The organism is Thiocystis minor, assembly GCF_016653465.1.
GTDB lineage: Bacteria > Pseudomonadota > Gammaproteobacteria > Chromatiales > Chromatiaceae > Chromatium > Chromatium minus.
The window spans coordinates 1-21,476 of sequence record NZ_NHSQ01000182.1 but is presented as its reverse complement, the minus strand read 5'-3'; the positions used below and the strand labels follow the sequence as shown (position 1 = coordinate 21,476).

At 62.8% G+C, this 21,476-nt stretch carries 23 protein-coding genes and 2 pseudogenes; 7 read left to right on the top strand and 18 right to left on the bottom strand.

The window, feature by feature from the left end:
• The 3 genes and pseudogenes from CCR95_RS23300 to CCR95_RS23290 all read right to left on the bottom strand — a co-directional run.
• The coding region (locus tag CCR95_RS23300) for a bifunctional diguanylate cyclase/phosphodiesterase (protein WP_201098914.1) at positions 1-2,843 on the bottom strand (2,843 nt) is incomplete at its 3' end.
• A 43-nt stretch (positions 2,844-2,886) separates the two neighbouring features.
• Positions 2,887-3,135: pseudogene (locus tag CCR95_RS23295) on the bottom strand (pyridoxal-phosphate dependent enzyme); the annotation flags it as partial.
• Between the two features lie 5 nt (positions 3,136-3,140).
• On the bottom strand, positions 3,141-3,848 hold the full coding sequence (locus CCR95_RS23290) for a phospholipase D family protein (RefSeq protein ID WP_201098912.1): 708 nt from the start codon (positions 3,846-3,848) through the stop codon (positions 3,141-3,143).
• A gap of 155 nt (positions 3,849-4,003) precedes the next feature.
• Here CCR95_RS23290 and CCR95_RS23285 point away from each other — a divergent pair, with 155 nt between their 5' ends.
• The 3 genes from CCR95_RS23285 to CCR95_RS23275 all read left to right on the top strand — a co-directional run bounded on the left by CCR95_RS23285 (position 4,004) and on the right by CCR95_RS23275 (position 7,173).
• Entirely contained in the window at positions 4,004-4,603 is a 600-nt protein-coding gene (locus CCR95_RS23285; RefSeq protein WP_201098910.1) for an SOUL family heme-binding protein, read from the top strand.
• Positions 4,600-5,430, top strand: coding sequence for a phosphodiester glycosidase family protein (locus CCR95_RS23280; RefSeq protein WP_201098908.1), 831 nt, complete (start codon positions 4,600-4,602; stop codon positions 5,428-5,430). Before CCR95_RS23285 ends, CCR95_RS23280 begins: the two co-directional genes overlap by 4 nt.
• A 615-nt stretch (positions 5,431-6,045) precedes the next feature.
• Entirely contained in the window at positions 6,046-7,173 is a 1,128-nt protein-coding gene (locus CCR95_RS23275) for a calcium:cation antiporter (RefSeq protein WP_201098906.1), read from the top strand.
• Positions 7,174-7,401: 228 nt separating this feature from the next.
• Here the strand turns inward: CCR95_RS23275 and CCR95_RS23270 are convergent, their stop codons facing one another.
• Complete coding sequence (locus tag CCR95_RS23270) at positions 7,402-7,743, bottom strand: hypothetical protein (protein ID WP_201098904.1); 342 nt, start codon at positions 7,741-7,743, stop codon at positions 7,402-7,404.
• A gap of 90 nt (positions 7,744-7,833) precedes the next feature.
• Between CCR95_RS23270 and CCR95_RS23265 the strand changes: the two genes are divergently transcribed.
• Positions 7,834-8,388: a class I SAM-dependent methyltransferase gene (locus CCR95_RS23265; protein WP_201098903.1), complete on the top strand. Its 555-nt coding sequence runs from the start codon at positions 7,834-7,836 to the stop codon at positions 8,386-8,388.
• Positions 8,389-8,451: 63 nt separating this feature from the next.
• Here the strand turns inward: CCR95_RS23265 and CCR95_RS23260 are convergent, their stop codons facing one another.
• From CCR95_RS23260 to CCR95_RS23215, 10 genes and pseudogenes are all read right to left on the bottom strand, one after another.
• The gene (locus CCR95_RS23260) at positions 8,452-8,868 is read right to left on the bottom strand and encodes an NINE protein (RefSeq protein ID WP_201098902.1); all 417 of its coding nucleotides are present in this window, start codon (positions 8,866-8,868) and stop codon (positions 8,452-8,454) included.
• 3 nt (positions 8,869-8,871) lie between these two features.
• Positions 8,872-9,204: a YebG family protein gene (locus CCR95_RS23255; protein ID WP_201098901.1), complete on the bottom strand. Its 333-nt coding sequence runs from the start codon at positions 9,202-9,204 to the stop codon at positions 8,872-8,874.
• Positions 9,205-9,274: 70 nt separating this feature from the next.
• Positions 9,275-9,415: a hypothetical protein gene (locus CCR95_RS23250; RefSeq protein ID WP_201098900.1), complete on the bottom strand. Its 141-nt coding sequence runs from the start codon at positions 9,413-9,415 to the stop codon at positions 9,275-9,277.
• Between the two features lie 122 nt (positions 9,416-9,537).
• Positions 9,538-9,873, bottom strand: a complete 336-nt coding sequence (locus CCR95_RS23245; protein ID WP_201098899.1) for an integration host factor subunit beta — start codon at positions 9,871-9,873, stop codon at positions 9,538-9,540.
• 126 nt (positions 9,874-9,999) lie between these two features.
• Entirely contained in the window at positions 10,000-10,611 is a 612-nt protein-coding gene (locus CCR95_RS23240) for an NAD(P)-dependent oxidoreductase (RefSeq protein WP_201098898.1), read from the bottom strand.
• 92 nt (positions 10,612-10,703) lie between these two features.
• Positions 10,704-11,156: a DUF1810 domain-containing protein gene (locus tag CCR95_RS23235; RefSeq protein WP_201098896.1), complete on the bottom strand. Its 453-nt coding sequence runs from the start codon at positions 11,154-11,156 to the stop codon at positions 10,704-10,706.
• 15 nt (positions 11,157-11,171) lie between these two features.
• Positions 11,172-11,573: a lactoylglutathione lyase gene (gloA, locus tag CCR95_RS23230; RefSeq protein ID WP_201098894.1), complete on the bottom strand. Its 402-nt coding sequence runs from the start codon at positions 11,571-11,573 to the stop codon at positions 11,172-11,174.
• Between the two features lie 90 nt (positions 11,574-11,663).
• On the bottom strand, positions 11,664-12,089 hold the full coding sequence (locus CCR95_RS23225) for an HIT family protein (RefSeq protein ID WP_338115489.1): 426 nt from the start codon (positions 12,087-12,089) through the stop codon (positions 11,664-11,666).
• A 32-nt stretch (positions 12,090-12,121) separates the two neighbouring features.
• Positions 12,122-12,433, bottom strand: coding sequence for a hypothetical protein (locus tag CCR95_RS23220; RefSeq protein ID WP_242523451.1), 312 nt, complete (start codon positions 12,431-12,433; stop codon positions 12,122-12,124).
• Positions 12,434-12,444: 11 nt separating this feature from the next.
• Positions 12,445-13,224, bottom strand: a pseudogene (locus CCR95_RS23215) (penicillin-binding transpeptidase domain-containing protein).
• A 106-nt stretch (positions 13,225-13,330) separates the two neighbouring features.
• Between CCR95_RS23215 and CCR95_RS23210 the strand changes: the two are divergent.
• Positions 13,331-13,885 (top strand): DUF427 domain-containing protein, encoded by a 555-nt coding sequence (locus tag CCR95_RS23210; protein WP_201098892.1) that lies wholly within the window; start codon positions 13,331-13,333, stop codon positions 13,883-13,885.
• 30 nt (positions 13,886-13,915) lie between these two features.
• Here CCR95_RS23210 and CCR95_RS23205 read toward each other — a convergent pair whose 3' ends face one another.
• Positions 13,916-14,518: a bile acid:sodium symporter family protein gene (locus tag CCR95_RS23205; protein WP_338115490.1), complete on the bottom strand. Its 603-nt coding sequence runs from the start codon at positions 14,516-14,518 to the stop codon at positions 13,916-13,918.
• An 865-nt stretch (positions 14,519-15,383) separates the two neighbouring features.
• On the opposite strand from CCR95_RS23205, the gene CCR95_RS23200 reads away from it, so the two are divergent.
• On the top strand, positions 15,384-16,433 hold the full coding sequence (locus tag CCR95_RS23200; protein ID WP_201098891.1) for a linear amide C-N hydrolase: 1,050 nt from the start codon (positions 15,384-15,386) through the stop codon (positions 16,431-16,433).
• A gap of 376 nt (positions 16,434-16,809) precedes the next feature.
• Positions 16,810-18,681: an amidohydrolase gene (locus tag CCR95_RS23195; protein ID WP_201098890.1), complete on the top strand. Its 1,872-nt coding sequence runs from the start codon at positions 16,810-16,812 to the stop codon at positions 18,679-18,681.
• A gap of 236 nt (positions 18,682-18,917) precedes the next feature.
• On the opposite strand, the gene CCR95_RS25670 is transcribed toward CCR95_RS23195, so the two are convergent.
• The 3 genes from CCR95_RS25670 to CCR95_RS23180 all read right to left on the bottom strand — a co-directional run bounded on the left by CCR95_RS25670 (position 18,918) and on the right by CCR95_RS23180 (position 20,972).
• On the bottom strand, positions 18,918-19,103 hold the full coding sequence (locus CCR95_RS25670; protein ID WP_201098916.1) for an ATP-binding protein: 186 nt from the start codon (positions 19,101-19,103) through the stop codon (positions 18,918-18,920).
• Positions 19,104-19,552: 449 nt separating this feature from the next.
• Positions 19,553-20,344: a P-loop NTPase gene (locus CCR95_RS23185; RefSeq protein WP_201098889.1), complete on the bottom strand. Its 792-nt coding sequence runs from the start codon at positions 20,342-20,344 to the stop codon at positions 19,553-19,555.
• Between the two features lie 79 nt (positions 20,345-20,423).
• Positions 20,424-20,972 (bottom strand): hypothetical protein, encoded by a 549-nt coding sequence (locus tag CCR95_RS23180; protein ID WP_207188728.1) that lies wholly within the window; start codon positions 20,970-20,972, stop codon positions 20,424-20,426.
• Positions 20,973-21,476 lie beyond the last annotated feature (504 nt).

The window sequence follows — 21,476 nt, the reverse complement described above, 5'->3', positions numbered from 1 at the left end:
GTCAGCGAGGAATAGCCGACGCCAAAATCGTCCAGGGTGCAACTCACCCCGAGTTCGCGGCAATCCGCGACGATTTTGGAGAAGTGCGCCAGGTCTTGCATCGCGCTGGTTTCCAGGATCTCCAGCGCGAGGCTCGACGGCGTGACCCCTGGATGCGCCGCCAGGAGGGCGCCCAGACGCGCGACAAAATCCACCTGCTGTAACTGGCGCGCGCCGACATGTACGCTGACCGGAAGGTCGAGCCCGCTCGCCCGCCAGCGATCCATCTGCGTCAGCGCACTCTCGATGACCCACTCGCCGAGCGTGACCGCCAACGGCTCATCCTCGATCGCCGGCAGGAACGCTTGCGGGAGCAGGAGTCCGCGCTCCGGATGCTGCCAACGGATCAATGCCTCGGCACCGATGACCTCCCCACTGCGCAGGTTGACCTTGGGCTGATAATAGAGCACGAATTCGCGCGCGATTAGGGCGCGGCGGATGCGCTCCAGACTTTCATGCTTGCCGCGGGTGCGATGGCCCTTTTCGACATCGAAGACATGGTAACGATTCTTGCCGGTCAGCTTGGCCTGATACATGGCCTGGTCGGCCTGGCGCAGCAGTTGATCCGCGTCCACTGCGTCCGGCTGCGGATAAAAGGTGACCCCGACGCTGGCCGAGAGCTGCGCGACGTGATCGCCGAGAGGCACCGGCGCGGCCGCGGCGGCGAGCAGACGGTTGAGCAGCGGTACGCTGGCATCGCTGTCTTCGAGGTCAACCAGCAGGGCAACGAACTCGTCGCCACCCAGCCGGGCCAGGGTGTCGCCTTCGCGCAGGGTCTGCTTCATCCGGTGCGAGAGGGCGACCAACAACTGGTCGCCGGTGTCGTGTCCGTGGCGGTCATTGATCGCCTTGAACCCATCCAGATCGAGATACGCCAGTGCCAGGCGTTGTCTCCGTCGCTGGGTCTGCGCCATGGCCTGGCGCAGACGATCGGCCAGCAACAGGCGGTTGGGCAGCATGGTCAGCGGATCATAATGGGCGAGGTGTTCAAAGCGCGCCTCGCTGGCGTGTAATTCCGCCCTAATCTGCTTGTCGTGCGTGATGTCGACCGTCATGGCAAGAATGCAGACGTCGCCGTGCCTGACGAACGTGCTCAACTGCACCGATTCCCACCGCAATGTGCCATCGGCGCGGCGGTAGCGCCATTCGAATTGCTGCGGGCCTTCCTGTAGCACCCGGGCGCCCCACTTCACCGCGTCGTCGATGGAATAGGGCGGTTCGAGCCACAGATCGTCGAAGTTGGCCTTGAGCGCTTCGAGCGAGCCGTATCCGTATTGCGCGCAGGCGGCTGGGTTGGCATCCAACAACTCGCCGGTGTCCAAGTCGTGGATCCGAATACTGAGTGGCGCGTTCATGAACATCGAGCGGAATTGCAGCTTGCTGTCCCGCTGGGCACGTTCGGCCGCGCGGCGTTCGGTCACGTCCTGAACGAATCCAAAGAGGCGCGTGACCCGCTGTTCCGTGTCGGTTTCCACCTGGCCAACGGCCATCAAGACCCGCTGCGCGCCGTCCTTGCGAATGGCGCGCAGTTCCTGCTCGTAGGGCGTGCCGTGAGCGAGGGCGGTCTGCACCGCATCACTGAGTTGCTGCATGTCTTCGGGGACATAGAGTTGCGCATGGTCCGCAAAGGATGGCGCCCCCTCGGCGGGATCGCGCTGAAAGAGGCGGAACAACTCGTCCGACCAGGTCACGGTGTCCGTCGCGACAACCCATTCCCAGCTGCCGATGTGCGCAATCGCCTCCGTATGCGCGAGCAAGGACTGACTGCGTTGCAGCGCCTCTTGCGCCAGCTTGAGATCGGTGATGTCCCGCCCGCTGGCCCGTGTCCCGAGCGGCGTCCCCTGGGCGTCGATAACGGGCTTCCAATCGACACTGAGCCAGCGTTTCACGCCATCCTTGCGCACATAGCGAAACTCGAAGTTCTCGCCACGACTGCCGCGCATGGCCTCCCCGAAGGTCTCGTCGAAGACCGGCCAATCTTCCTCCGCGATCAGCGCCGAGATCCAATCAGGCATCGCCAGAATCTCCTCTGGCGTATACCCGGTCATCGGTTCCACCGCTGGGTTGACCCAGAGGTATCGGCCATCGGGTCCGAACCATGACTGCCAGTCCAGGGTGTCTTCGATGATGGCCTGAGACTGGTCCACACGCTCCCGCAACGCCTCGACCTGCTCGCTCAGGGTGATATCGCTGATGGTGACGCGGCAGACGGGCGATCCGTCGGCCTCGGTGATGACGATGGCTTCAAGCCGCGCACCGATGATCGCGCCGTCGGGTTTCACCATCCGCAGTGTGCAACCCTGTGACTTGCTGGCTAGCCCTGCGGATCCCGCCGGCGACGCCAAGAGCGATCGGCGGAACAGGTAGAAGAGATCCTGATCCTCCCTGACGATGAATCGGGAGATCGGCTGTCCGATCAGCGCGCCTTGGGCCAGGCCCAGCAAGTTGGCGGCGGTGAGATTGGCCTCCCGAATCAGCCCCGGCGCGGAGAGGGTGCAATAGCCGACCGGTGCCCGCTCGTAGAGATCGAAGTAACGGGTCCGCGCGGCGTCGATTTCCGCCTGTGCTCGGCGCAGCTCCTCGTTTTGCATCTCCAGCTCGATCTGATGCACCAGCAGTTCGTGGAAGGTCCGCTGGATGTCTTCCGGTGATAGTGCCGCGATCGCTTCCGGCGACTTGGCCGCGGTTGCGCGCGTGATCCGCTCGGCCCGCTGACGCAGCGCCTGCTCCGCTTCCGGTTCCGGGTGCCCGCGAGGCATGGTCTGGGGGGCGATTGACTCGGGTCGACCGTCCTGTTCTGTCATTGCGCATCCCTATCGTTTGAAATGGCACTTCTCTGGCGACGGATTAAAACACCCCGGTCGAAAGATAGCGATCTCCCCGGTCGCAGACAATGACAACGATCGTCGCGCCGCTGATCTCGGTCGAGAGACGCAGCGCCGCGGCAATCGCGCCGCCAGAGGAGATGCCGGCAAAGATCCCCTCCTTCGCCGCCAGCTCGCGGGTGGTCTGCTCGGCCAGAGGCTGTGAGACATCGATGATGCGGTCGACTCCGGCGGGGTCATAGATGCGCGGCAGATACGCCTCCGGCCAACGCCCTTTCAAAGCCGAATATCGACAGGCCAAAGGAAATACGGACCAAATTTTTTGGAAAATCGAAACTCGCCGCCCTCTGCTTTACCTTTGCTGGTTAATTTGAAGTGTTCGCCATCTCGCTCGATCAGGCCGCCACCAAGCAATTTTTCATTGAGTTCTCCCGTTTTAAAGCCAAGTGCTTTGGCGAGCTTCGAGGTTGTCAATTTGTCGAAACCGTTCTCCTCCACAGACTCAGCCGCGATTTCGTGACCGTCGTCTTTTGGCTCTACCTTCTCAGCAGCAAGCCGAACTTCATCGCTGACACGGATTAAGCGTTGGGCCTCTTCGTAGGTCTCCCGGTAAAGATCCGGCTCCTGATTACGGTCCACGAAAACACCCATCTCGTTGTTGTTCACCTGGCTGAAGTCGTAGAGATTCATGGAGGTGATGATGGCGGAGCGTTCGTTCAGATAGCACTTGGCGTGTAGGTGTTGGCAGAAACTGGTGCGGATGAACGCCAAGGAGCGTAGCCAGTTGATCTCCTGGGGTGCCAGTTCACTTTTACCGTAGACGATCCGCACATCGATCTTCATGCGGTCCTTATCTTCCATCAACTCGCGGATGCGGTCGTTGAACTTGAGGAAAGGGCTAATGATGATCAATCGTTCCCGCGCGGCCTTGATCAACTCTTCCAGATAATAGTTGGTGGCGCTGGTATTGAGGAACTTAGCCATAAGTCATTCCTTATCCGAAAAAACGCATTTCAGCATTGAGTGACCGATGGGGCACTCATGAAAAGCGGATTATCTTCGATCATGTGGCATGCGTCTGCCACATTGGTCGCAATGCGGCAGACAGGCATATCCTAACCCTACCCGGAGGCGAGACGATGGCGAGCGAGGAGCCGGCCTATGAGACGATTCGTCAGGGACCGGACGTTGAACTGCGGCGCTATCGGCCCTCTCTGCTCGCCGAGACCCAGGTCAGCGGCGAGTTCGACGCCGTCGGCGGCACGGCCTTCCGCATCCTGGCCGACGATATCTTCGCCAACAATCAGGCCCGCGAATCCATCGCCATGACCGCGTTGGTCAGTCAGCGCCTAGCCGACGGCACGGAACCCGGCTCCGGTACCCGCATCGAGATGACCGCCCCCGTCACCCAGCAGCTGACGGATCCGACGCGCGGCACCGATGTGATCAGCTTCCTGATGCCCGCGCGCTTCACCCTGGCGACACTCCCGCGCCCGAATGACTCCAGGGTGATGCTCCGCGAGGAGCCGGCCCGTCTCTTGGCGGTACTGCGCGACTCGGGGAGCTGGGCCGAGCCCCGCGATCGCGAGCATGAGGCGCGGCGACTCGCCGCCGTCCGGGCCGCAGGACTGACGCCGCTCGGCGACCACCTCTATGCCCGCTACCATTCGCCCTTCTCGCTCCCCTTCCTGCGCCGCAACGAGGTGATGGTAGAGGTCGCGGAGCCGGGTTTGCCATGAGTCAGCGTCTCCGGCACCGGCGCCCGACGCGCATCCCAGGGACGCCATGGGGCCTGCTCCTGGTCTTGCTGACGGTGGTTGCGAACGCCGTTGCCGCCGACTGGCAGCTCATGAGAGAAGCGGAGCGGTCCGCGATCGGCCCGGCGCTGCTGTATGCCAAGCGCGTGGCGGTGCGTCCCGCCGACGGCCAGGAGGTCACCGCGCACCTCGCCTTTTTTACCTCGCGGGCGTACCGCCTGACGGTGGTCGATCTCGGGGCCGGGACCGACGCCGCGACCCCGACACTGGCGGAAGCGTTCCGGTCCGCGGCTTGCTTGGCCGGCGTCAACGGCGGTTACTTCCACGCGAACGGGCAGCCGTTAGGGCTGGTCATCGCCCAGGGTCGACGGATCAACCGGTTCGAGACCGCGAAACTCCTCAGCGGGGTGGTCTACAGCGATGACCGGGGTCTTCATCTCGTCCGACGGTCACGCTTCCAGGACCATCCGGGCATCACCGCCCTGTTACAGACCGGACCCTACCTGGTCGAGGACGGCCGGACGGTGCGGGGTCTGTCCACGTCCGCAGCCGACCGCCGCACCTTTATCGCCACCGATTGGCGCGGGCACTGGGTGCTGGGCGCGACCCTGAACCGGGTGACCCTCGCCGATCTGGCGGAGTCTCTCGCGTCGCCGGAGAGTTTGACGCCCTGGCGGGTCGACCGCGCCATCAACCTCGACGGCGGTTCGTCGAGCGGTTTCTTCTTTGAGCGGGGCGAGGACCAAGCGCCCGTGACGCTGACGCCCTGGAAACGGGTCCGTAATCTGTTGGGAATCGTCTCGCGTTGATGGAGATCTGCCGCTTGACGCGGGGAGCTGACACCGCCCTCCGACACGGCTCCTCCCAAACCTGCCACTGGATTGCTCGGGACGAGCGGCACTTTCGCACCAAGGAGCGGCCGTTGCGCTCACGCCTTTCTTCGCCCCGGAGTCGACCAAGCCCGGCCGCTCGGGGGCGGGTTCCGATGTCCGAAATCCTGATCATTGGCCGCTGCGGGAAAATCACCGGGCGCGATGATGGGTTGCGCCACTGATGTCACGTTGACGGGCTCCATTTGATCTGTTGCACTCACCGGGCTTGCCGCTCAGCCCGCGAGCGCAGATTTAAACCTTAGATCAACCCTAGATCGGGAAAGAGCACGGTGCAACGCGACATCAAGCCGCACCCGAGTGCGGTGATCCTCTTCATGGGTGGCAGCGCTCAAGTCGCCGGGGCACAGGATCCGCAGCCGGCCAGCGTCCTCTTCGAGAATGTCCGAATCTTTGATGGCACCTCCGAGCGCCTTTCGCAGGCGTCGAATCTGCTGGTCGTCGGCAACACCATTGCCCGGATCACCCGTGCGCCGATCGGGATTCCGCCCGAATCCAAGGTAACCCGGATCTATAGATCGCGTCAGGAGCACCATGACCAACGACATCACCAAGACGCTGCGAGCGGAGGCCCCGCTCGCCGTCGTCATCGTAACCACGCTGGCCTTCCTGGTTTTCGGGAAGGACTGGCTCTCCGATCTGAGTCATCCCCTCTGGCTCGCCCTAATGTTCGGCTGGCTGTTCGCCGTCATCCTCTGGGCCGCGCTCAAAGTCGTGCATCACGCGGACTGCCTGGCGATCAAGCTCGGAGAGCCCTACGGCACCCTGATCCTGACCCTGTCGGTGATCTCAATCGAAGTGCTGATGATCGCCGCCCTCATGCTGAGCGGCAGCAGCAATCCGACCCTGGCGCGCGATACCATGTTCGCCGTGGTCATGATCGTCCTCAATGGCATGGTCGGGCTGACCCTGTTGCTTGGTGCGCTGCGCCATCATGAGCAGCACTACAACCTACAGGGTGCCAATGCCTATCTGTCTGTCATCATCCCGCTGGCCCTGCTGACCCTGCTGCTACCGGATCTGACGGTGTCGACAGCGACGCCGAGTCTGACCGGCTTCCAGTCCGCCTTCCTCATCGTCATCTGCATCGCGCTCTACGGCACCTTTCTCGCGATTCAGACCTTGCGCCACCGGGGCTATTTCATCGATGACCACGCCGAGGCGGAGGCGAGCGAAGCGGATCACTCGAACCACGGCGCGCTCAAGCCCCGCTCGGTGCCTTTCCATGCCCTGCTGCTGCTCGCCTACCTGGTCCCTGTGGTGCTGCTGGCGAAGAAGCTCGCGATGCCGATCGATTACGGGATCGAGGTGCTCAGCCTACCGGCGGCACTCGGTGGATTCATCGTCGCCGCACTGGTCCTGACACCCGAAGCGGTCGGGGCGGTTCAGGCCGCCCTGGCGAATCGGCTCCAGCGCGCGGTCAATATCTTTCTCGGCTCAGTGATGGCGACGATCGGACTCACGGTGCCGGCCGTGCTGGCGATCAGCCTGGCGACCGGCAAGACCGTCGAACTCGGGCTCCAAGGCGCGGATATCCTGATGCTCGTGGTAACCCTCCTGGTGGCCATGGTCACCTTCAGCGCCGCGCGCACCAATCTGCTGCAAGGGGTCGTGCATCTGACCTTGTTCCTGGCGTATCTGATGCTGATTTTCGCGCCCTGACTCAAGCTCGTACCCGGCCCGACCACTCGCAAGGTCGTCCGCAATCACGAGCACGAACCCCAACTCGGCCCAAGAAACCGCCAAGAACTCCCCCAGGGGACTGCGGGTCAGCCCTCAATCACTCAAAATATCTGGGGCATGGTCCCCTGAAATCGTCCGAGACGAGATGGGCGACTCACGGTGATGTGATCCTCGCCGCAGGACTGGTCTTCGTGTCTTGCAGCCATGTCACGACGGCACGACAGTCGGCTTGCCCTTCACCGCCCCGAACGCCTCCGCCGCGTTCGCCAGCACTGGACGAATCCAGCCGGGCACTTCTCGCACAGGTAGTCGAGCATACTGCCGTAGAAGGTGTCCATCCTCAGACGATAGTGCAGATCCTCTGCCTTCCAGACCGCGCGCCATGCCGGCGATATCGGTTTGCTCGATGACCTGCTCGGCGCGTGCGTTGATGGCGTCCGCGTCCAGTTGCAGCAAGGCGTCGAAGGTCTCCGAGATCTGATCGAAATCACGGGTAGCCATGGTCTTGCGGAGATTGGCAACAATGTTCTGGGCGCGCGCGTGATCCATTGGATTCCCTGGTGGATGTTGGCCTGTATCGGTTCTGCTCCGATTGTAAACTGCCCGATTGCACCGCGACTAATCCACGTTCACGCCTTCATGTCCATCGATTACTACAACGCCAACGCCCGCACCTTCTTTGACGAGACCATACAGGTCGATATGGCACCGCTCCATGCACGCTTCCTCGCCCTGCTTCCCGCCGAGTCTCACATTCTGGATGCCGGTTGCGGCTCCGGGCGCGATGCCCGCGCCTTTCTCGCGGGAGGATATGCAGTGACCGCCTTTGACGCCTCCCCGACTTTGGCGGCCCTCGCCGCCGAACATTGCGGGCTGTCGGTCCAGGTGCGGCGCTTTCAGGAGATCGACTGGCAAGGGGAGTTCGACGGCATTTGGGCCTGTGCCAGCCTGCTCCATGTGCCGCTTGGCGAACTGCCCGAGGTGCTGGAGCGTCTGGCGATGGCCCTCAAACCGCACGGCACACTCTACGCCTCGTTCAAGTCCGGACAGGGCGAGCGCGAGCACGGCGGGCGACGTTTCACCGATCTTGACGAAGCGGGCCTGGCCGCGCTGCTGGCAACGACACCGGCGTTCACCGAACTGGAGACCTGGACCACCGCCGACCAGCGGCCAGGGCGCGCGGACGAGCGATGACTGAATACGCTGCTCGCGAGAACCGAACGGCATCTGTTCGGCTGGAACAACGCGGCCTTCTGATCAGGGTCGTAACCGGCGCTGTTCGTCATTGACCGTCTCGATCTGCGCGTTGAGCGTCCAGTAGTCGTAAAGATAGCCGATCAGGAAGAGCCCTCCGGTCAGCAGCCAAATCAGGCCGGTGATCCATTTGCCCAGATAGAAACGGTGGATGCCGAATAGCCCGAGAAAGGTCAGCAGAATCCAGGTCAGGTCATAGTCCTTGACGCCTGGAGTGAAGCGTCGTACCGCCCGCCGGTTCATCCCTGGAATCAGGAACAGGTCGATTAACCAGCCGATGCCGAGCAGACCGAGCGTCAGAAACCAGAGCGTGCCGGAAAGGGGTTTGCCGTAGTAGAAGCGATGCGCCCCCATGAACCCGAAAATCCACAGCAGATAACCGATCAGGAGCGAGTGGGTCGCAGCCTCCGGCTGGTGCATCCGTTATCTCCTCACGGACTTGAGCGGCGCCACTTTTTCGGGCTGGCTCTCGGGCGCCGACTCCGGTTCCGACTCCAGCCCTGCGCCTGGCGCGCGCGCCACCGGCTTCCCCTTCAAAATCTGCTCGACCTCGCGGGCGTTGCGGGCCAGATAGATGGCCAGGTTCTCCAGATCCGGCTCAGGCAGATTTGGCAACACCTGGTCCGCGCGCAGCATCTGCGCCAGGCGCTCCGCGTTCTCCAGCACCCGGTCATAGGCATCGGCGACTTTCTTGTCGGCGGTGCGCAAGCGTTCGTTTCCGTTGCTGTCTTTCACGATGTATTCGATCTCGATCATGACTTACTCATATTGTGATTAATCTCGTCTTTCGAGACGATTGCCTCTGCTGAAAAACCCGATGATGACCTCAATTTTTCGCGCCTTGTTCACGCAACCAGTCGTCGCGACCGTCGTGATACCCTGGAAATTCAGCGTCCAGCGTGGTTCGCCCCAGCATCAGATGGCGAGCCAGCCGGGCAAGCGAAGCCAATTCGTCTTCATGTCGCATCGTCCCTCCAGGAGAGGCTGTCCGGCGCCGTTTCCGCGTAGGAATGCGGGATGAAAAGGCCGCCCTGCGACAAGCGCCAAGGATGGCGCCGATGGTATTGAAGCTGCCGTCGACCCAAGCGTTCAAGTGTGGCATTGTTCGTCGGCGGTTCCGTTCAGGAATTGGCGTTCGTCCTGCCACGCCGAATCGACGCGATCCCGCAGCGCCTTGCCCGGTTTGAAACGGGGAATGCGCCGCGCACCCACCTCGACCGGTTCGCCGGTCTTCGGATTGCGGGCCAGGCACGGCGGATGGTCGTGCAGGGTAAAACTGCCGAATCCGCGGATCTCGATGCGTTCACCCTGGGCGAGCTTGTCGCGCATGAGGTCGAGCGTGGCGTTGATCGCCGCCTCGACATCGTCCGCACTCAGACAATCCAGCTTGCTTTTTAGGTTTTCGATCAGTTCTGATTTCGTCATCGAAGGCGTCGCGAAAAACCGTCTCTTTGGGGACGAGGAGGCAGACAACGGGCGCATCCGCGCCACGACCTCCAGGAAGGAAGAAAAGTGGTCGACGTGGAGCATGGCGCACGCGATCCCGTGGACTCAAGTGACCGCTGGGGTCTGGCGGAGAAAGGTCTCGTCGGTCACCTGTCTGAGCACGAACTCCGCCACGTCGGCGCGGCTGATCCGCCCGCCCTTGAGCGAGCGGTCCAGACCGAAACGATAGCCTCCGGTCTTGGGACCGTCGGTGAGTCCGCCCGGTCGCACGATGATCCAATCCAGCCCGCTGGCCTTGACCAGTTGTTCCTGCTCCGCCTTCGCGGCCAGGATCGGTTTCAGGGTCAGGTCCATCATGACCCGGAACGGCCAGGCAATCTGCTCGCGACTGTCGCCCACGCCGAGTGACGTTACCACTACGATCCGGCGCACGCCGGTTTCCTGCATGGCCGTCAGAATCCGTTGTGTCCCGCGCGCCTCGATGGGCGTTTTGCTCCCATGGCTCCCGAGCACGCAGACAACGGCGTCCGCGCCCGCGACACAGGAGGTCACGGCATCGGGGTCCAGGACATCCCCAACCAGCGTCGTCAGTCCGGTGCGAGCTGGGAGCCGGGAGGGATCGCGCACCAGTGCCGTGAGGGTATGGCCCTGATCGAGGGCTTGCGCGAGCACCTGCTGACCGGTGCCGCCGGTCGCGCCAAATAAAGCGATGTGCATGGTTTTATCCGTTCCTGTCAGGCGGTGAGTTGGTGGTACTTGGCGCTGCCCTTGGGGATCCTCCCCTGAAGACGTCTTCATCCTCGGATCGCTCATGATCGCCCGGATTCGGCGTCCGACAGGCGCTCCAGCGTCAACGCATCGGGTTGGCCGCCAAAGTACCGCTCCAGCAGCCGATGGAACACCGAACCCGGCGGCGAGCAGTGGGCAAAGAGCGTCGCGCTGGAGCAGAGTTTCAGATCGTCCGGCGAGCCCAGGATGTCATGCGCCGTGCGACCCGTGATGGCCAACAGCGCCTCGGCACAGGCGCGCAACCGCGCCCCGAGGACCGGATGCGCCAGATACGCCCGCGCTTCGTCCAGGTCACGGATGGCATAAACGCGCGCCATGGCGCTCGATCCGAGCCCGGCGAGCTGCGGGAAGATGAACCACATCCAGTGCGAGCGCTTGCGCCCGGCGCGCAGTTCGGCCAGCGCCTGGGCGTAGAGGGCATGCTGGGCCTCAATGAAGCGGGTCAGCGCCTGGGGATCGGGCGGCGGAATCATGGCACGCCACCCCGCCTAGCACCCGCCCGCTACCTGCCGGGCGCCGATGAGTTCGATGGGGTAGCCGTCGGGATCCTCGACGAAGGCGATGAGGGTCGTTCCCGCATTCATTGGCCCCGCCTCACGCAGGATCTTGCCGCCAAGCGTTTTGATCCGCTCCACGGCCGCGTACACATCCTCGACCTCAATGGCGATGTGGCCATAGGCGTTGCCCAGCTCGTAGCGGTCCACATCCCAGTTGTAGGTCAACTCGATGACGCTGTGTTCAGATTCCTCCCCATAGCCCAGAAAGGCGAGCGTGAACTTGCCGTCCGGGTAGTCTTTTTGGCGCAGCAGGCGCATCCCGAGCACCTGGGTGTAAAAGTCGATGGCGCGTGGCAGGTTGCCGGTGCGCAACATGGTGTGGAGGATTCTCATGGGCAGCTCCTGGTGAGTGACGTCTCGTGACTGAGAAGAGGATCTTTTAAGGGTGAACCGGAGTCGGCGTATTGGTGAACGCGTGTCGGTTTAGAAGGACAAGCCCGCAGTCTCAAGGGCATCCCGGATCGTCCCGATCTCATGCGCGCTGTACGCGCGAACCGTCTCCAGGTGACCCCACACCGGCTTGGGCCAGCAGGAATCACCCGGACGGCGCCCGATGACATGGATGTGCAACGCCAGCACCAGATTGCCGATCCAGGCCACGTTCACCTTGGGATCGCTCAGGGTTTCTCCAAGAGAATCCGAAATCCGTTTGCAATCCGCGAGTACCGCCTCGCGTTGCGCGGCCGGCAGGTCCAGAAAATTGGCCAGGTCGGCTTCCGGGACCAGGATGAACCAAAGCACGGTCGCATTGCGATGGAACAGCAGATGCGTCGCGGACAGGCATCCCAGTCGATGGCAGTCAGCGAGCAGTTGCGGGTGAAGCGGGTAGGTCTGTGTCACGTCATTCACGTCATCAACGTTTATCCTCGAAGACAGATCGATCACCTCGACGATCGATCCTCGAAGCAGGCCAGTTCTGTGCCGGTCTCGAACGCTTCGCATGAACTCATGTAGGAAAGGCGGTTGTCGCGGTGAATGGCGACCACATGACGCCCGCCCTTGGTGCAGGCCACGGCCACCAGGGCAACCTTGTTCGTGCTGGTTCCGAGGGCGCGTGTGCGCTCGATGCCCTGACAGTCGTGCCCGGCTCGGGTGATGACGACCTGGAAAGCTTGCTGGGCCAGTTGGGCATGGGTGGGCAAAGCGGCCACGGTGAGTACCAGCACAAGGAGCGCACGGCACCCGTGTGACATCGACGTTTCGATCATTGAAGAATCCCTTTGGCTTGCAGTGCCTCGCGTGTCAACCGCTGACGCCATGACAACGCCTGTTCGTCGCGCAGATCCAGATTGGTCGCAAACACCCAGGTCTCCGCCGGTGTTTCGACAGAGCCGACAGACCAGCCAATCGCCGGCATCTCGCGCATCGCCTAGCCGGTCTTGGCGCGTACCGTGAAGGCGGGCGTCTGCTCGACGAGCATGATTCGCCGCAATGCGTCAAAAGCCGACGGCTTGAATGGCAATGACTGGCGCCGCACGTTTTTCAGAAACTCGACCTGCTCAATCGCACTCACCCGGAGCGATCCATCCAACCAAAATTCGGTCAGGTTGAACGGTTCCCGTAGCGCACCGTAAGCCGCCTGACGAATCGCGGTGCGATCGGTCTCCGCTCCCACGCGCCGCGCGAGTTCCTGGTCGCACCACACGCACGACACCCTGAACGCACTGGTCAGGGTCTGATCCTGATTCCAGCTCGGAAAAGGATGGAGCCGGCCATCCCACTGCAACACGTCGTCCTCACCGGAGATCACCTGACGGTCGAGGGCGATCAGCGTATTGAGGATTTTGAAGGTCGATGCGCACGGCAGACGCTGTTGCGCACGCTCCAGGTTGTGGATGAACGTCTGATCCGTCTGCAACGACGACAGCACCATCGTGCCGGTCAGGCCCCGTTCGACAAAGCGTCGCGCGATGTCTGGATCCTCAGCGACAGCCGGACGCGACACCAGCAGCAGGCCAACGATCAAAAGGATGAAATGTCGCATATCGAGAAAAATTCCATGGGAGTTCCAGGGTGAGCGAGTTCGGAGATCGCCGATGATAGCCCAAAGCCGACCCAACCCCGCTTTGCGGTTCGTCAGGAGATCTGTCATGCCCATCGATCAGGAGGCGCTCGAACGCGCCCGCGCCGCCTGGATCTTTCGCGGCCAGCGGCGTCCCGCCTTTGCCCAAAGCCCCGGCGAGGGACAGGAATCGGTCTGGGATTATCCGCGTCCGCCGCGGTATGTCCGCGATCCGCGCCGCATCGAGATCCATGCCGGCCCCCAGTGTCTGGCACGGTCGGATGTCAGCATCCGGGTGCTGGAAACCGGCAGTCCCCCGACCGTCTATCTGCCGCCCGACGCCTTCGATGTCTCGCTGTTGCAACCCTCGCCGCGCCGCACCCTGTGCGAATGGAAGGGCGAGGCCCGCTATTGGCACGTCCAGGGTCCGGATGGTCTCGTCTACGACGCCCTCTGGAGCTATCCCAAGGCCGGGGGCGACGCCGCCGTGATCGCCGGCTGGTATGCCGCCTATCCCGCCCGGCTGCGCTGTGTCGTCGCCGGAGAGGCGGTCCGCCCGCAAGCCGGCGGGTTTTACGGTGGCTGGATCACCTCGGAGATCGTGGGGCCGTTCAAGGGCGAGGCGGGTACGGAACATTGGTAAGCGCTCGCCTTGTCCAGCGTTGATCCAGTTTCAATCCGCGTGCGCGCGTGGCATGGCCGACATCACCGCCCGCCGTGACCACCAGGCAGCCAGCATGGCCCCGGACAGGTTGTGCCATACCGAGAACAAGGCTCCGGGCAGCGCGGCCACGGGAAAGGACTTGAGCGCCAGGGTGGCGGCCAGCCCCGAGTTCTGCATCCCGACCTTGATCGCCAGGGTCCGGGCGCCACCCGATCCTGTCCGAACGCCCGCGCGCCCCAATCGCCCAGCGTCAGTCCAAGCCCATTGTGCAGCATCACCGCCACCACCAGCCCCAGACCGACCGTGGCCAGACGCCCGGCATTGAGCGCAACGACGATGGCGATGATGACCAGGATCGCCAGCACCGAGACACGCGGCCCAGGATTGGACGCGCCCGAGCCAGCGCCCAGCGAAGCGATTGACCGCGACCCCGGCGATGACCGGCAACAGCACCACCAGCGCGATGGAGCGCAGCATCTCCAGCACCGGGACCGTCACCCAGGCGCCGGCATCGATCCAGGTCAGCCAGGGGGTGAGCACGACGGCCAGCAGGGTGGAGGCGGCGGTCAGACTGATCGAGAGCGCCACATCGCCGCGCGCCAGATAGCAGATGACGAGATGGTACCGCGCCGTGACACCCGGCGGGGGCCTGGGCAGCGATCAGTCAGAAGCGGTCACCCGAACGGCTGATCTGAGTGACGGCCAGACGCGGTTTGCTGTCAGTCAAGCCACCTTGCCCAGTGACGGGTCTGCCCCCATAGGGATCACTGGGGTCGGGTATAGCGACAGCCTGGACTGAGCCATAAGCGGTCACTGACTCCGTCCCAGTCAGAGTCCGCACAATCCGGAGAGCGGAAAGCCCTTTACGCTCGGTAAGTGGCAAGTCACGACGAAGCGGTCACCCGCACTCGCCACGCGAGCGTCTGCTTTAGCGAGGTCAGCAGACGTAAGTATCCGGTTTGACTTGCTTGACGGGCAGAAGGAACGACGCGAACCCGCCAATCCCTCAACCACATCGGCGAGTCCGCCGAGCCGCCCCGGATCGCCCCGCCTGCGGACCGCCTGCCTGGGACAACCCGCCGATCGATCTCGTACCGGACTGGTAGGCCCTGGCGCAACCGTCATCCGAGTCCGTCTTCGACCAGGGAATGCAGTGGTAGCTCCCTTGCCGTCGTCGCCACCCTCGAGACGCGCCCCCCAGCAAGCCACCCCTCACGATCCCTCGGCCCTCTCTGAGATAGCTACCTCGCCCCCGGCACGCCCCGTCGGCGCCCTCGCGGAGATTGCCACGGCCCTCCCGGCGATGTGCTTTCGCCCCCGCTTTAGCCACCCGTGCGGTTGAACTTCCGATACCGATCCCTAACTCGTGTCTGTTGACGCCGACGGATAACCGATCCTGGCGTCACGAAGCGCATAGCGTCGGTGAAAGCGACGCAGCGTTCGGCCGCCCCGACCGCCCGTAAACCAAGGAGACCAGATGAAATCCCACATTGCGATTGCCTCGCTTCTCTCCGCGTCCTTGCTCACCCCGGCCATTTCGGACGCCTGCTCCCGCGCCGTCTATTTCGGCGAGGAGGGTCAAACCGTCACGGGCCGCACCATGGACTGGTTCGTGTCCGATATGGACACGAACTTGTGGCTGTACCCGCGCGGCCTGGAGCGCTCCAGCAACACCGGGACGCCTTTCAACTGGAAGAGCAAGTACGGTAGCGTCGTGACGACGATCTACGAGGGCGCCGCCGCCGACGGCATGAACGAGAAGGGCCTGGTCGCCAACCTGCTGTATCTGGCCGAATCCAAGTTCCCCGCCGCGACGGCCGGCGACCAGCGCCCCACGCTGTCGATCGCCGCGTGGGTGCAGTACGTGCTCGACTCCTACGCCACGACGGCCGAGGCGGTCGAGGGTCTGCGCAAGGAGGAGTTCCGCATGGTGTCGATCCTCGCTCCCACCGGCGAGCCCGGTACCGTTCACCTCTCGATCTCTGACGCTGCCGGCGACTCGGCGATCTTCGAGTACCTCGACGGCAAGCTCACCATCCACCATGGCAAGCAGTATCAGGTCATGACCAATTCACCGGTGTTCAGTGAGCAGCTTCCTCTGGCGGCTTACTGGAAGGCGATCGGCGGCTCAACAATGCTGCCGGGGACCAATCGCGCGACCGATCGCTTCGCACGCCTGTCGTACTACATCAACGAGGCCACGCAGACGGCGGACCCCCGCCGTGCAGTGGCAACGGTCTTCAGCATCATGCGCAACGCCAGCGTTCCCATCGGCATCAAGATACCGGGACAGCCCAACATCGCCGATACGCTGTGGCTCACCGTCAGCGATCAGAAGAACAAGGTTTACTATTACCAGGACACCAACAGCCCGAGCGTCCTCTGGGCCAAGCTGGGCCAGCTCGATTTCTCGGAAGGCTCCGAACCCCGCAAGCTGCAACTCGATGGCAATCCGGATGTCTCCGGTGACCAGACCAAGAACTTCAAGCCCGCCCCACTGTTCCAGTTCCTGGCTCCGAAGGATTGAGCGACCTTACTGAGGCAGAACAGGTGATTCTGCCTAACGGACGCTTGCAGGGGATGCCCGCCAGCGGGCACCCCTGAATGGCGGTATCCATGCGCTGAACGCACCAGTTTAGACGCGTGGTCAAGCAAACTCGCCGCGATGCGCGGGCGGTTCGCCAGTGCTGAGTCTGCCCGGCCGGATCCGGAGCGGCCAGTCATTCGGAACGTCCGGCTCCGGCGCATCCAGGATCGGATCGCTTCGCAGGATCGGATCGCTTCGTCGAACGGGCGGATCGAACCTGCCTGCCGAAACGCCAACAGAGTGGCGATGCTCACTGCGCAGTGAGCCTTAAGCCTCGCCGCCGACCGATCATGACAACAACCCCAGGGGAAAGACGATGATCGAACGACTTCAATGGTGTGCGCCGAACAGCGTGGCCGCATTGGCACTCTGCATGATCGTCGCGGCGCCGGTGTCGGCCCAGCCAGCCGCCGACAGCATCTGGTCCGGCGGCCCCATCCTGACGATGAACGACCAGGCCATGCGTGCCGAGGCGGTGGCCGTGGCCAACGGCAAGATCCTTGCCGTGGGCAGTCGCGACGACGTCATGAAGCTGCGAGGACCCGCAACGCTGCTCGTGGACCTTGAGGGCAGAACGCTCGTTCCCGGCTTTGTCGACGCCCACGGCCACGTCGTCATCGGCGGGCTGCAGGCGCTGTCAGCCAACCTGCTGGCCCCGCCCGACGGCAAGGTGCGCGACATCGCCTCGCTGCAGCAGACGCTGCGCGACTGGGTCCAGGCCAACGCCGCCGCCGTCGAGAAGACCAAAATCATCATCGGCTTCGGCTACGACAACGCGCAGCTCGCGGAACTGCGCCACCCCACCAAGGAAGAACTCGACGCGGTATCGCAGGACATCCCGATCCTCGTCATCCACCAATCCTCGCACCTGGCGACGGCCAACTCCGCCATGCTGAAGGCCATGGGCTACGACGCCAACAGCAAGGATCCGGCGGGCGGCGTCATCCAGCGCAAGCCCGGCACCAACGAGCCCAACGGCACTCTGGAGGAGACCGCGTTCTTTGCTGGCATGCCGGCGGTCCTGGGCCGCATCGGGCCGGAGGGATTGAAGGTCTTCGCACGCGAAGGCGCCAAGCTGTGGGCGCGGTTTGGCTACACCACGGCCCAGGAAGGCCGGTCCATCCCCCCGGTCGCCGACCTGATGAAGCAGGTGGCCGCCGAAGGCGGCTTCGCCATCGATGTGGCCACGTACCCCGACGTCCTGGTCGACCGCGCCTACATCAAGGCCAATCAGAGCGCCACCTACACCAACCGCTTCCGCGTCGCCGGCGCCAAGCTCACCATCGACGGCAGCCCGCAGGGCTTCACCGCCTGGCGTGACCAGCCGTATTACAAGCCGGTGGGCAACTATCCGCCGGGCTATTCCGGCTACGCCGCGGCCTCGGCCGAACAGGTCATGAGCGCCGTGCAGTGGGCCACCGAAAACGGCCTGCAGATCATCACCCACGCCAACGGCGAGCGCGCCTCCGACCTGCTGATTGCCGCCCACCGCGCGGCGCAGGCGCGCATTCCCGACGGCCAGGCATTGCGCCCGGTGCTGATCCACGGCCAGTTCCTGCGCGAGGATCAGCTCGACAGCTACCAGGCGTTGGGCGTCATCCCTTCGCTGTTCCCGATGCACACGTTCTACTGGGGCGACTGGCATCTGGACCACACCGTCGGCCCGCAGGCGGGCATGAACATCTCGCCCACCGGCTGGGCGCGCCAGCGCGGCATGATCTTTTCCAGCCACCACGACGCGCCGGTGGCCTTCCCTGATTCGATGCGCGTGCTCGACGCCACCGTCACGCGACGCGCGCGCGGTTCCGGCCGCATCGTCGGCCCCGAACAGCGGGTGGACGTGATCACCGCCCTGAAGGCGATGACGATCTGGCCCGCCTACCACTACTTTGAGGAGAACACGAAAGGCAGCCTGGAAGTTGGCAAGCTGGCCGACTTCGCCATCCTGTCGAAGGATCCGACGGCGGTCGAAGCCACCACCATCGCTGAGATCAAGGTCACCGAGACGATCAAGGAAGGAAAGACGATCTTCCGGCTCGAGCATGGCGCACGGGCTGACAGCAGTCTGCCCGACATCACCCCGCTGCTGGCGGCCTTCGGCGGGCATTCTGGGCCGGTCGACGGCTGTGCGCACGACGCGATGTTCCGGCTGACTGCGGTCATGGCGGGCGGCCCCGCGAGTCCTTGATGGATGCACAGCGTCGGCATGGCGGCGATCCCGCTTTCCACTGCGGGCCCCGTCCTGGCTGGATGTCTCAAGGGAACCAAGGAAGCGACCGTCAGTGTGACGGTCAGAGAGACGGCGAGAAAGTCTGCCTGGACAATCACTTGGGGCTTTCGATGCCCGCCCTTCCTGGGCGTTGCCCCGACCTACCCATGACGGGCAGGGATAATTGACCCACCGAAGTCTTAGGGGTTATGCGGTCAGCTGGCGAGTTTGTTCTTTAGGCGATCGCTTTCCCCTCCGAGTATGTACACGTAGGAGTGGTAGATGAGGCGGTCGACGATGGGGACGGTGAGGGTGTCCTCGCGTAGGAATTCGCCCCAGTTGGTGAAGTCCTTGTTGGGGGTGAGGATGACGGAGCGGAACTCGTTGGGATAAGGTGGAATAACGGGCCAGGGTCAGATATTTTGATCTGTCGGGCGGCCGCTTTACATCCCTTAGCCATCGCGAACAGAGCGATGCTCGGGGATTTTTGCTGGCCAAGTCCTTCCCCTCAGACCTCTCGTATCCAGTGACCGGTAAGGGGGCAGACCCGTCACTGGGCAAGGCGGCTCGACTGACAGGAATCCGCGGCTTGCAAACACCCACTCAGTTTCGGTGAGCGGCAGGTCACCGAAATCGTGGCCTTCATCCGCACCCAGAAACGCGCCAATACAAAACGCCACGCCGGTTGCCGCACCGAGTGTCGCGTTCGGGATGCGCATCGGCGCGCTCGGTCAGCCAGGACGGCAGGTCGTCAAGGAGCGCGTGTGGCGTTGGCGCGGCGTCGCCTGACCGCGCCCGATCGAGACCGAATCCCAAGCCGAGGAGCGCGTGGCCGATCGGCGATCGGCGCTTAATCGGCGATCGCTGCAGCGTTGATCGCGCTGGGCGTTGGCGCGGGCGTCGAGACGGACGGTGCCTGCGGCAACGGGAAAAACACCTGGTCCAACTGTGACCACAGATCGCGCTTGGCTTTCCGAATGCGCATTTGCGGCATCAGCGTCAGACGTTCGAGGGTCTCGTTGAAGGTCCAGCGTTCCTTTAGCATGTGCTCGATGTCCTGTCCGAAGGTCGTGGCCGCATATTTCGGCAGCGTCACCCAGCCCAGGATGCGGGACTTGAACGGGTCGAACAGGTCGAGGTGCTGGATCGGGCGATGCTTGAATTCCAGTGTGCCCAGATGCGCGTTGAGCCACATCAGCGTCGTGACGTGCGTGTATTCCAGGACCGCCAAGGTGCTACTGAGGGTCTCGTCCGTGTCGGGGCCGCCCGCGACCACGGAATTGACGATCACGTCCACGCCCAAACTCTCCAGCACGGAGAACAAGTCGTTTTCGACCGCATAGGCCATGAACGGCTGGAATCCGTTGCTGCCGACATCGACCACGAAGTGCCGGTCATGTGGTGCGCCGGAGACGATCTCGACCAGTTCGTCGAAGGCGCGCGGATTGATGACGTGATCGGTCGCGAGATTCAGATACTGACAGTTGAGCGGTTGATAGCGACGCAAGGTCGGATTGGTGGTATCCGTATCGATACAATGCACGGAGAGCTTGGCGTCCTGGAGATATTGCGCCAGGATCGACGAGACATAGCTTTTCCCCACGCCGCCTTTCGCCTGGAGGGTAATAAAGAGTTTCGACATCGTACATCCTCTGAAAACGTTGATCGGAAACGCCGGCGAGTTGTTTCGGAAAAAGTCTAAAGCCGTTCTTCGCGACGTTTCATTTCGATGGCCCTGTTTGGCTTCGCGAGGCGTGATCGTCGAACGTTGCGAGGGGATCCCAATCGAAGGTTTTTTGCTTGAAAACGGGCGCTCCCTTCGCGCTTGACGCATTCAGTTCAATCGCTTTTTTCTCGATGTTTCTTTCTGTGGCAATCAACACGGGTTGCACGGGGCGATCGCCAGCGGATGCCGATGACGTGACGCCCGAGACGGGCGATCCAGTCATCGGCGCGACCGTCAACAGCCGTTCGCGTTTCATTCGACTGACATAGCGCCTGAATTGTCGATGGCTCATCGGCGGCGGTCTTCCCGAGGCTTCAAAGGCTTCAAAAATGGTAATACTCGAATACCCATTTTCGATGCCTTCCACGATCAATTCTTGATGGGTCTCGATGAATGTCGTTGATTCGGAGCGACGTTTCGCTTTCGTTTTTTTCAAGACCAGTAGAAACGAATCCGGCGATTGAAGATGCGTGTGACTCGTGCTCATGAGGTTTCCTTCAATGAATTCATTGCGTTGGCCGACGAATAGATCGTTGTCCATCACGATGACCGTTTTCGCTTCCGAACATCTGTCCGATACTCTGTCCTCGTCTGTCCCTTACACCTGTCCGATGTCCTGTCCTCGGTGTCCGATGTCCTGTCCTCGGTGTCCGATGTCCTGTCCTCAGTGTCCGATGTCCTGTCCTCAGTGTCCGATGTCCTGTCCTCGGTGTCCGATGTCTTGTCCTCGGTGTCCGATGTCTTGTCCCCACTTGTCCGATGGCCTGTCCACCGCTTGTCCGCGATCATCTTTGCGGCGTCTCACGCACGCGCTTTTCATTCGCCATCGTGGTCAATAGAACGCCCCCTGTCCAGTCGAAACGGTTAATGGAATCATTAACCGTTTCGGTCGGACAGACCGCTGGATTTTTTATAGACTCAGCATTCCAAAGATGAATGACGCGGAATTGAAAACCTTGCTCTGCGAGGTCGCTTTTATTCGTGCGTCAGTCGTGACGAGGGCGTCAGAATGACGGAAAGACCCGGACGATGAGCGCCGAACGCGCCT

Excerpts from the sequence above, each read along its gene's own strand:
- CCR95_RS23210 (WP_201098892.1), top strand. The coding sequence starts at position 13,331 with ATGCCCATCGATCAGGAGGCGCTCGAACGCGCCCGCGCCGCCTGGATC.
- gloA (WP_201098894.1), bottom strand. The coding sequence starts at position 11,573 with ATGAGAATCCTCCACACCATGTTGCGCACCGGCAACCTGCCACGCGCC.
- CCR95_RS23280 (WP_201098908.1), top strand. The coding sequence starts at position 4,600 with ATGAGTCAGCGTCTCCGGCACCGGCGCCCGACGCGCATCCCAGGGACG.
- CCR95_RS23260 (WP_201098902.1), bottom strand. The coding sequence starts at position 8,868 with ATGCACCAGCCGGAGGCTGCGACCCACTCGCTCCTGATCGGTTATCTG.
- CCR95_RS23220 (WP_242523451.1), bottom strand. The coding sequence starts at position 12,433 with ATGTCACACGGGTGCCGTGCGCTCCTTGTGCTGGTACTCACCGTGGCC.
- CCR95_RS23195 (WP_201098890.1), top strand. The coding sequence starts at position 16,810 with ATGATCGAACGACTTCAATGGTGTGCGCCGAACAGCGTGGCCGCATTG.
- CCR95_RS23200 (WP_201098891.1), top strand. The coding sequence starts at position 15,384 with ATGAAATCCCACATTGCGATTGCCTCGCTTCTCTCCGCGTCCTTGCTC.
- CCR95_RS23285 (WP_201098910.1), top strand. The coding sequence starts at position 4,004 with ATGGCGAGCGAGGAGCCGGCCTATGAGACGATTCGTCAGGGACCGGAC.
- CCR95_RS23185 (WP_201098889.1), bottom strand. The coding sequence starts at position 20,344 with ATGTCGAAACTCTTTATTACCCTCCAGGCGAAAGGCGGCGTGGGGAAA.
- CCR95_RS23245 (WP_201098899.1), bottom strand. The coding sequence starts at position 9,873 with ATGACGAAATCAGAACTGATCGAAAACCTAAAAAGCAAGCTGGATTGT.
- CCR95_RS23255 (WP_201098901.1), bottom strand. The coding sequence starts at position 9,204 with ATGATCGAGATCGAATACATCGTGAAAGACAGCAACGGAAACGAACGC.
- CCR95_RS23265 (WP_201098903.1), top strand. The coding sequence starts at position 7,834 with ATGTCCATCGATTACTACAACGCCAACGCCCGCACCTTCTTTGACGAG.
- CCR95_RS23250 (WP_201098900.1), bottom strand. The coding sequence starts at position 9,415 with ATGCGACATGAAGACGAATTGGCTTCGCTTGCCCGGCTGGCTCGCCAT.
- CCR95_RS23275 (WP_201098906.1), top strand. The coding sequence starts at position 6,046 with ATGACCAACGACATCACCAAGACGCTGCGAGCGGAGGCCCCGCTCGCC.
- CCR95_RS23240 (WP_201098898.1), bottom strand. The coding sequence starts at position 10,611 with ATGCACATCGCTTTATTTGGCGCGACCGGCGGCACCGGTCAGCAGGTG.
- CCR95_RS23235 (WP_201098896.1), bottom strand. The coding sequence starts at position 11,156 with ATGATTCCGCCGCCCGATCCCCAGGCGCTGACCCGCTTCATTGAGGCC.
- CCR95_RS23270 (WP_201098904.1), bottom strand. The coding sequence starts at position 7,743 with ATGGATCACGCGCGCGCCCAGAACATTGTTGCCAATCTCCGCAAGACC.
- CCR95_RS23290 (WP_201098912.1), bottom strand. The coding sequence starts at position 3,848 with ATGGCTAAGTTCCTCAATACCAGCGCCACCAACTATTATCTGGAAGAG.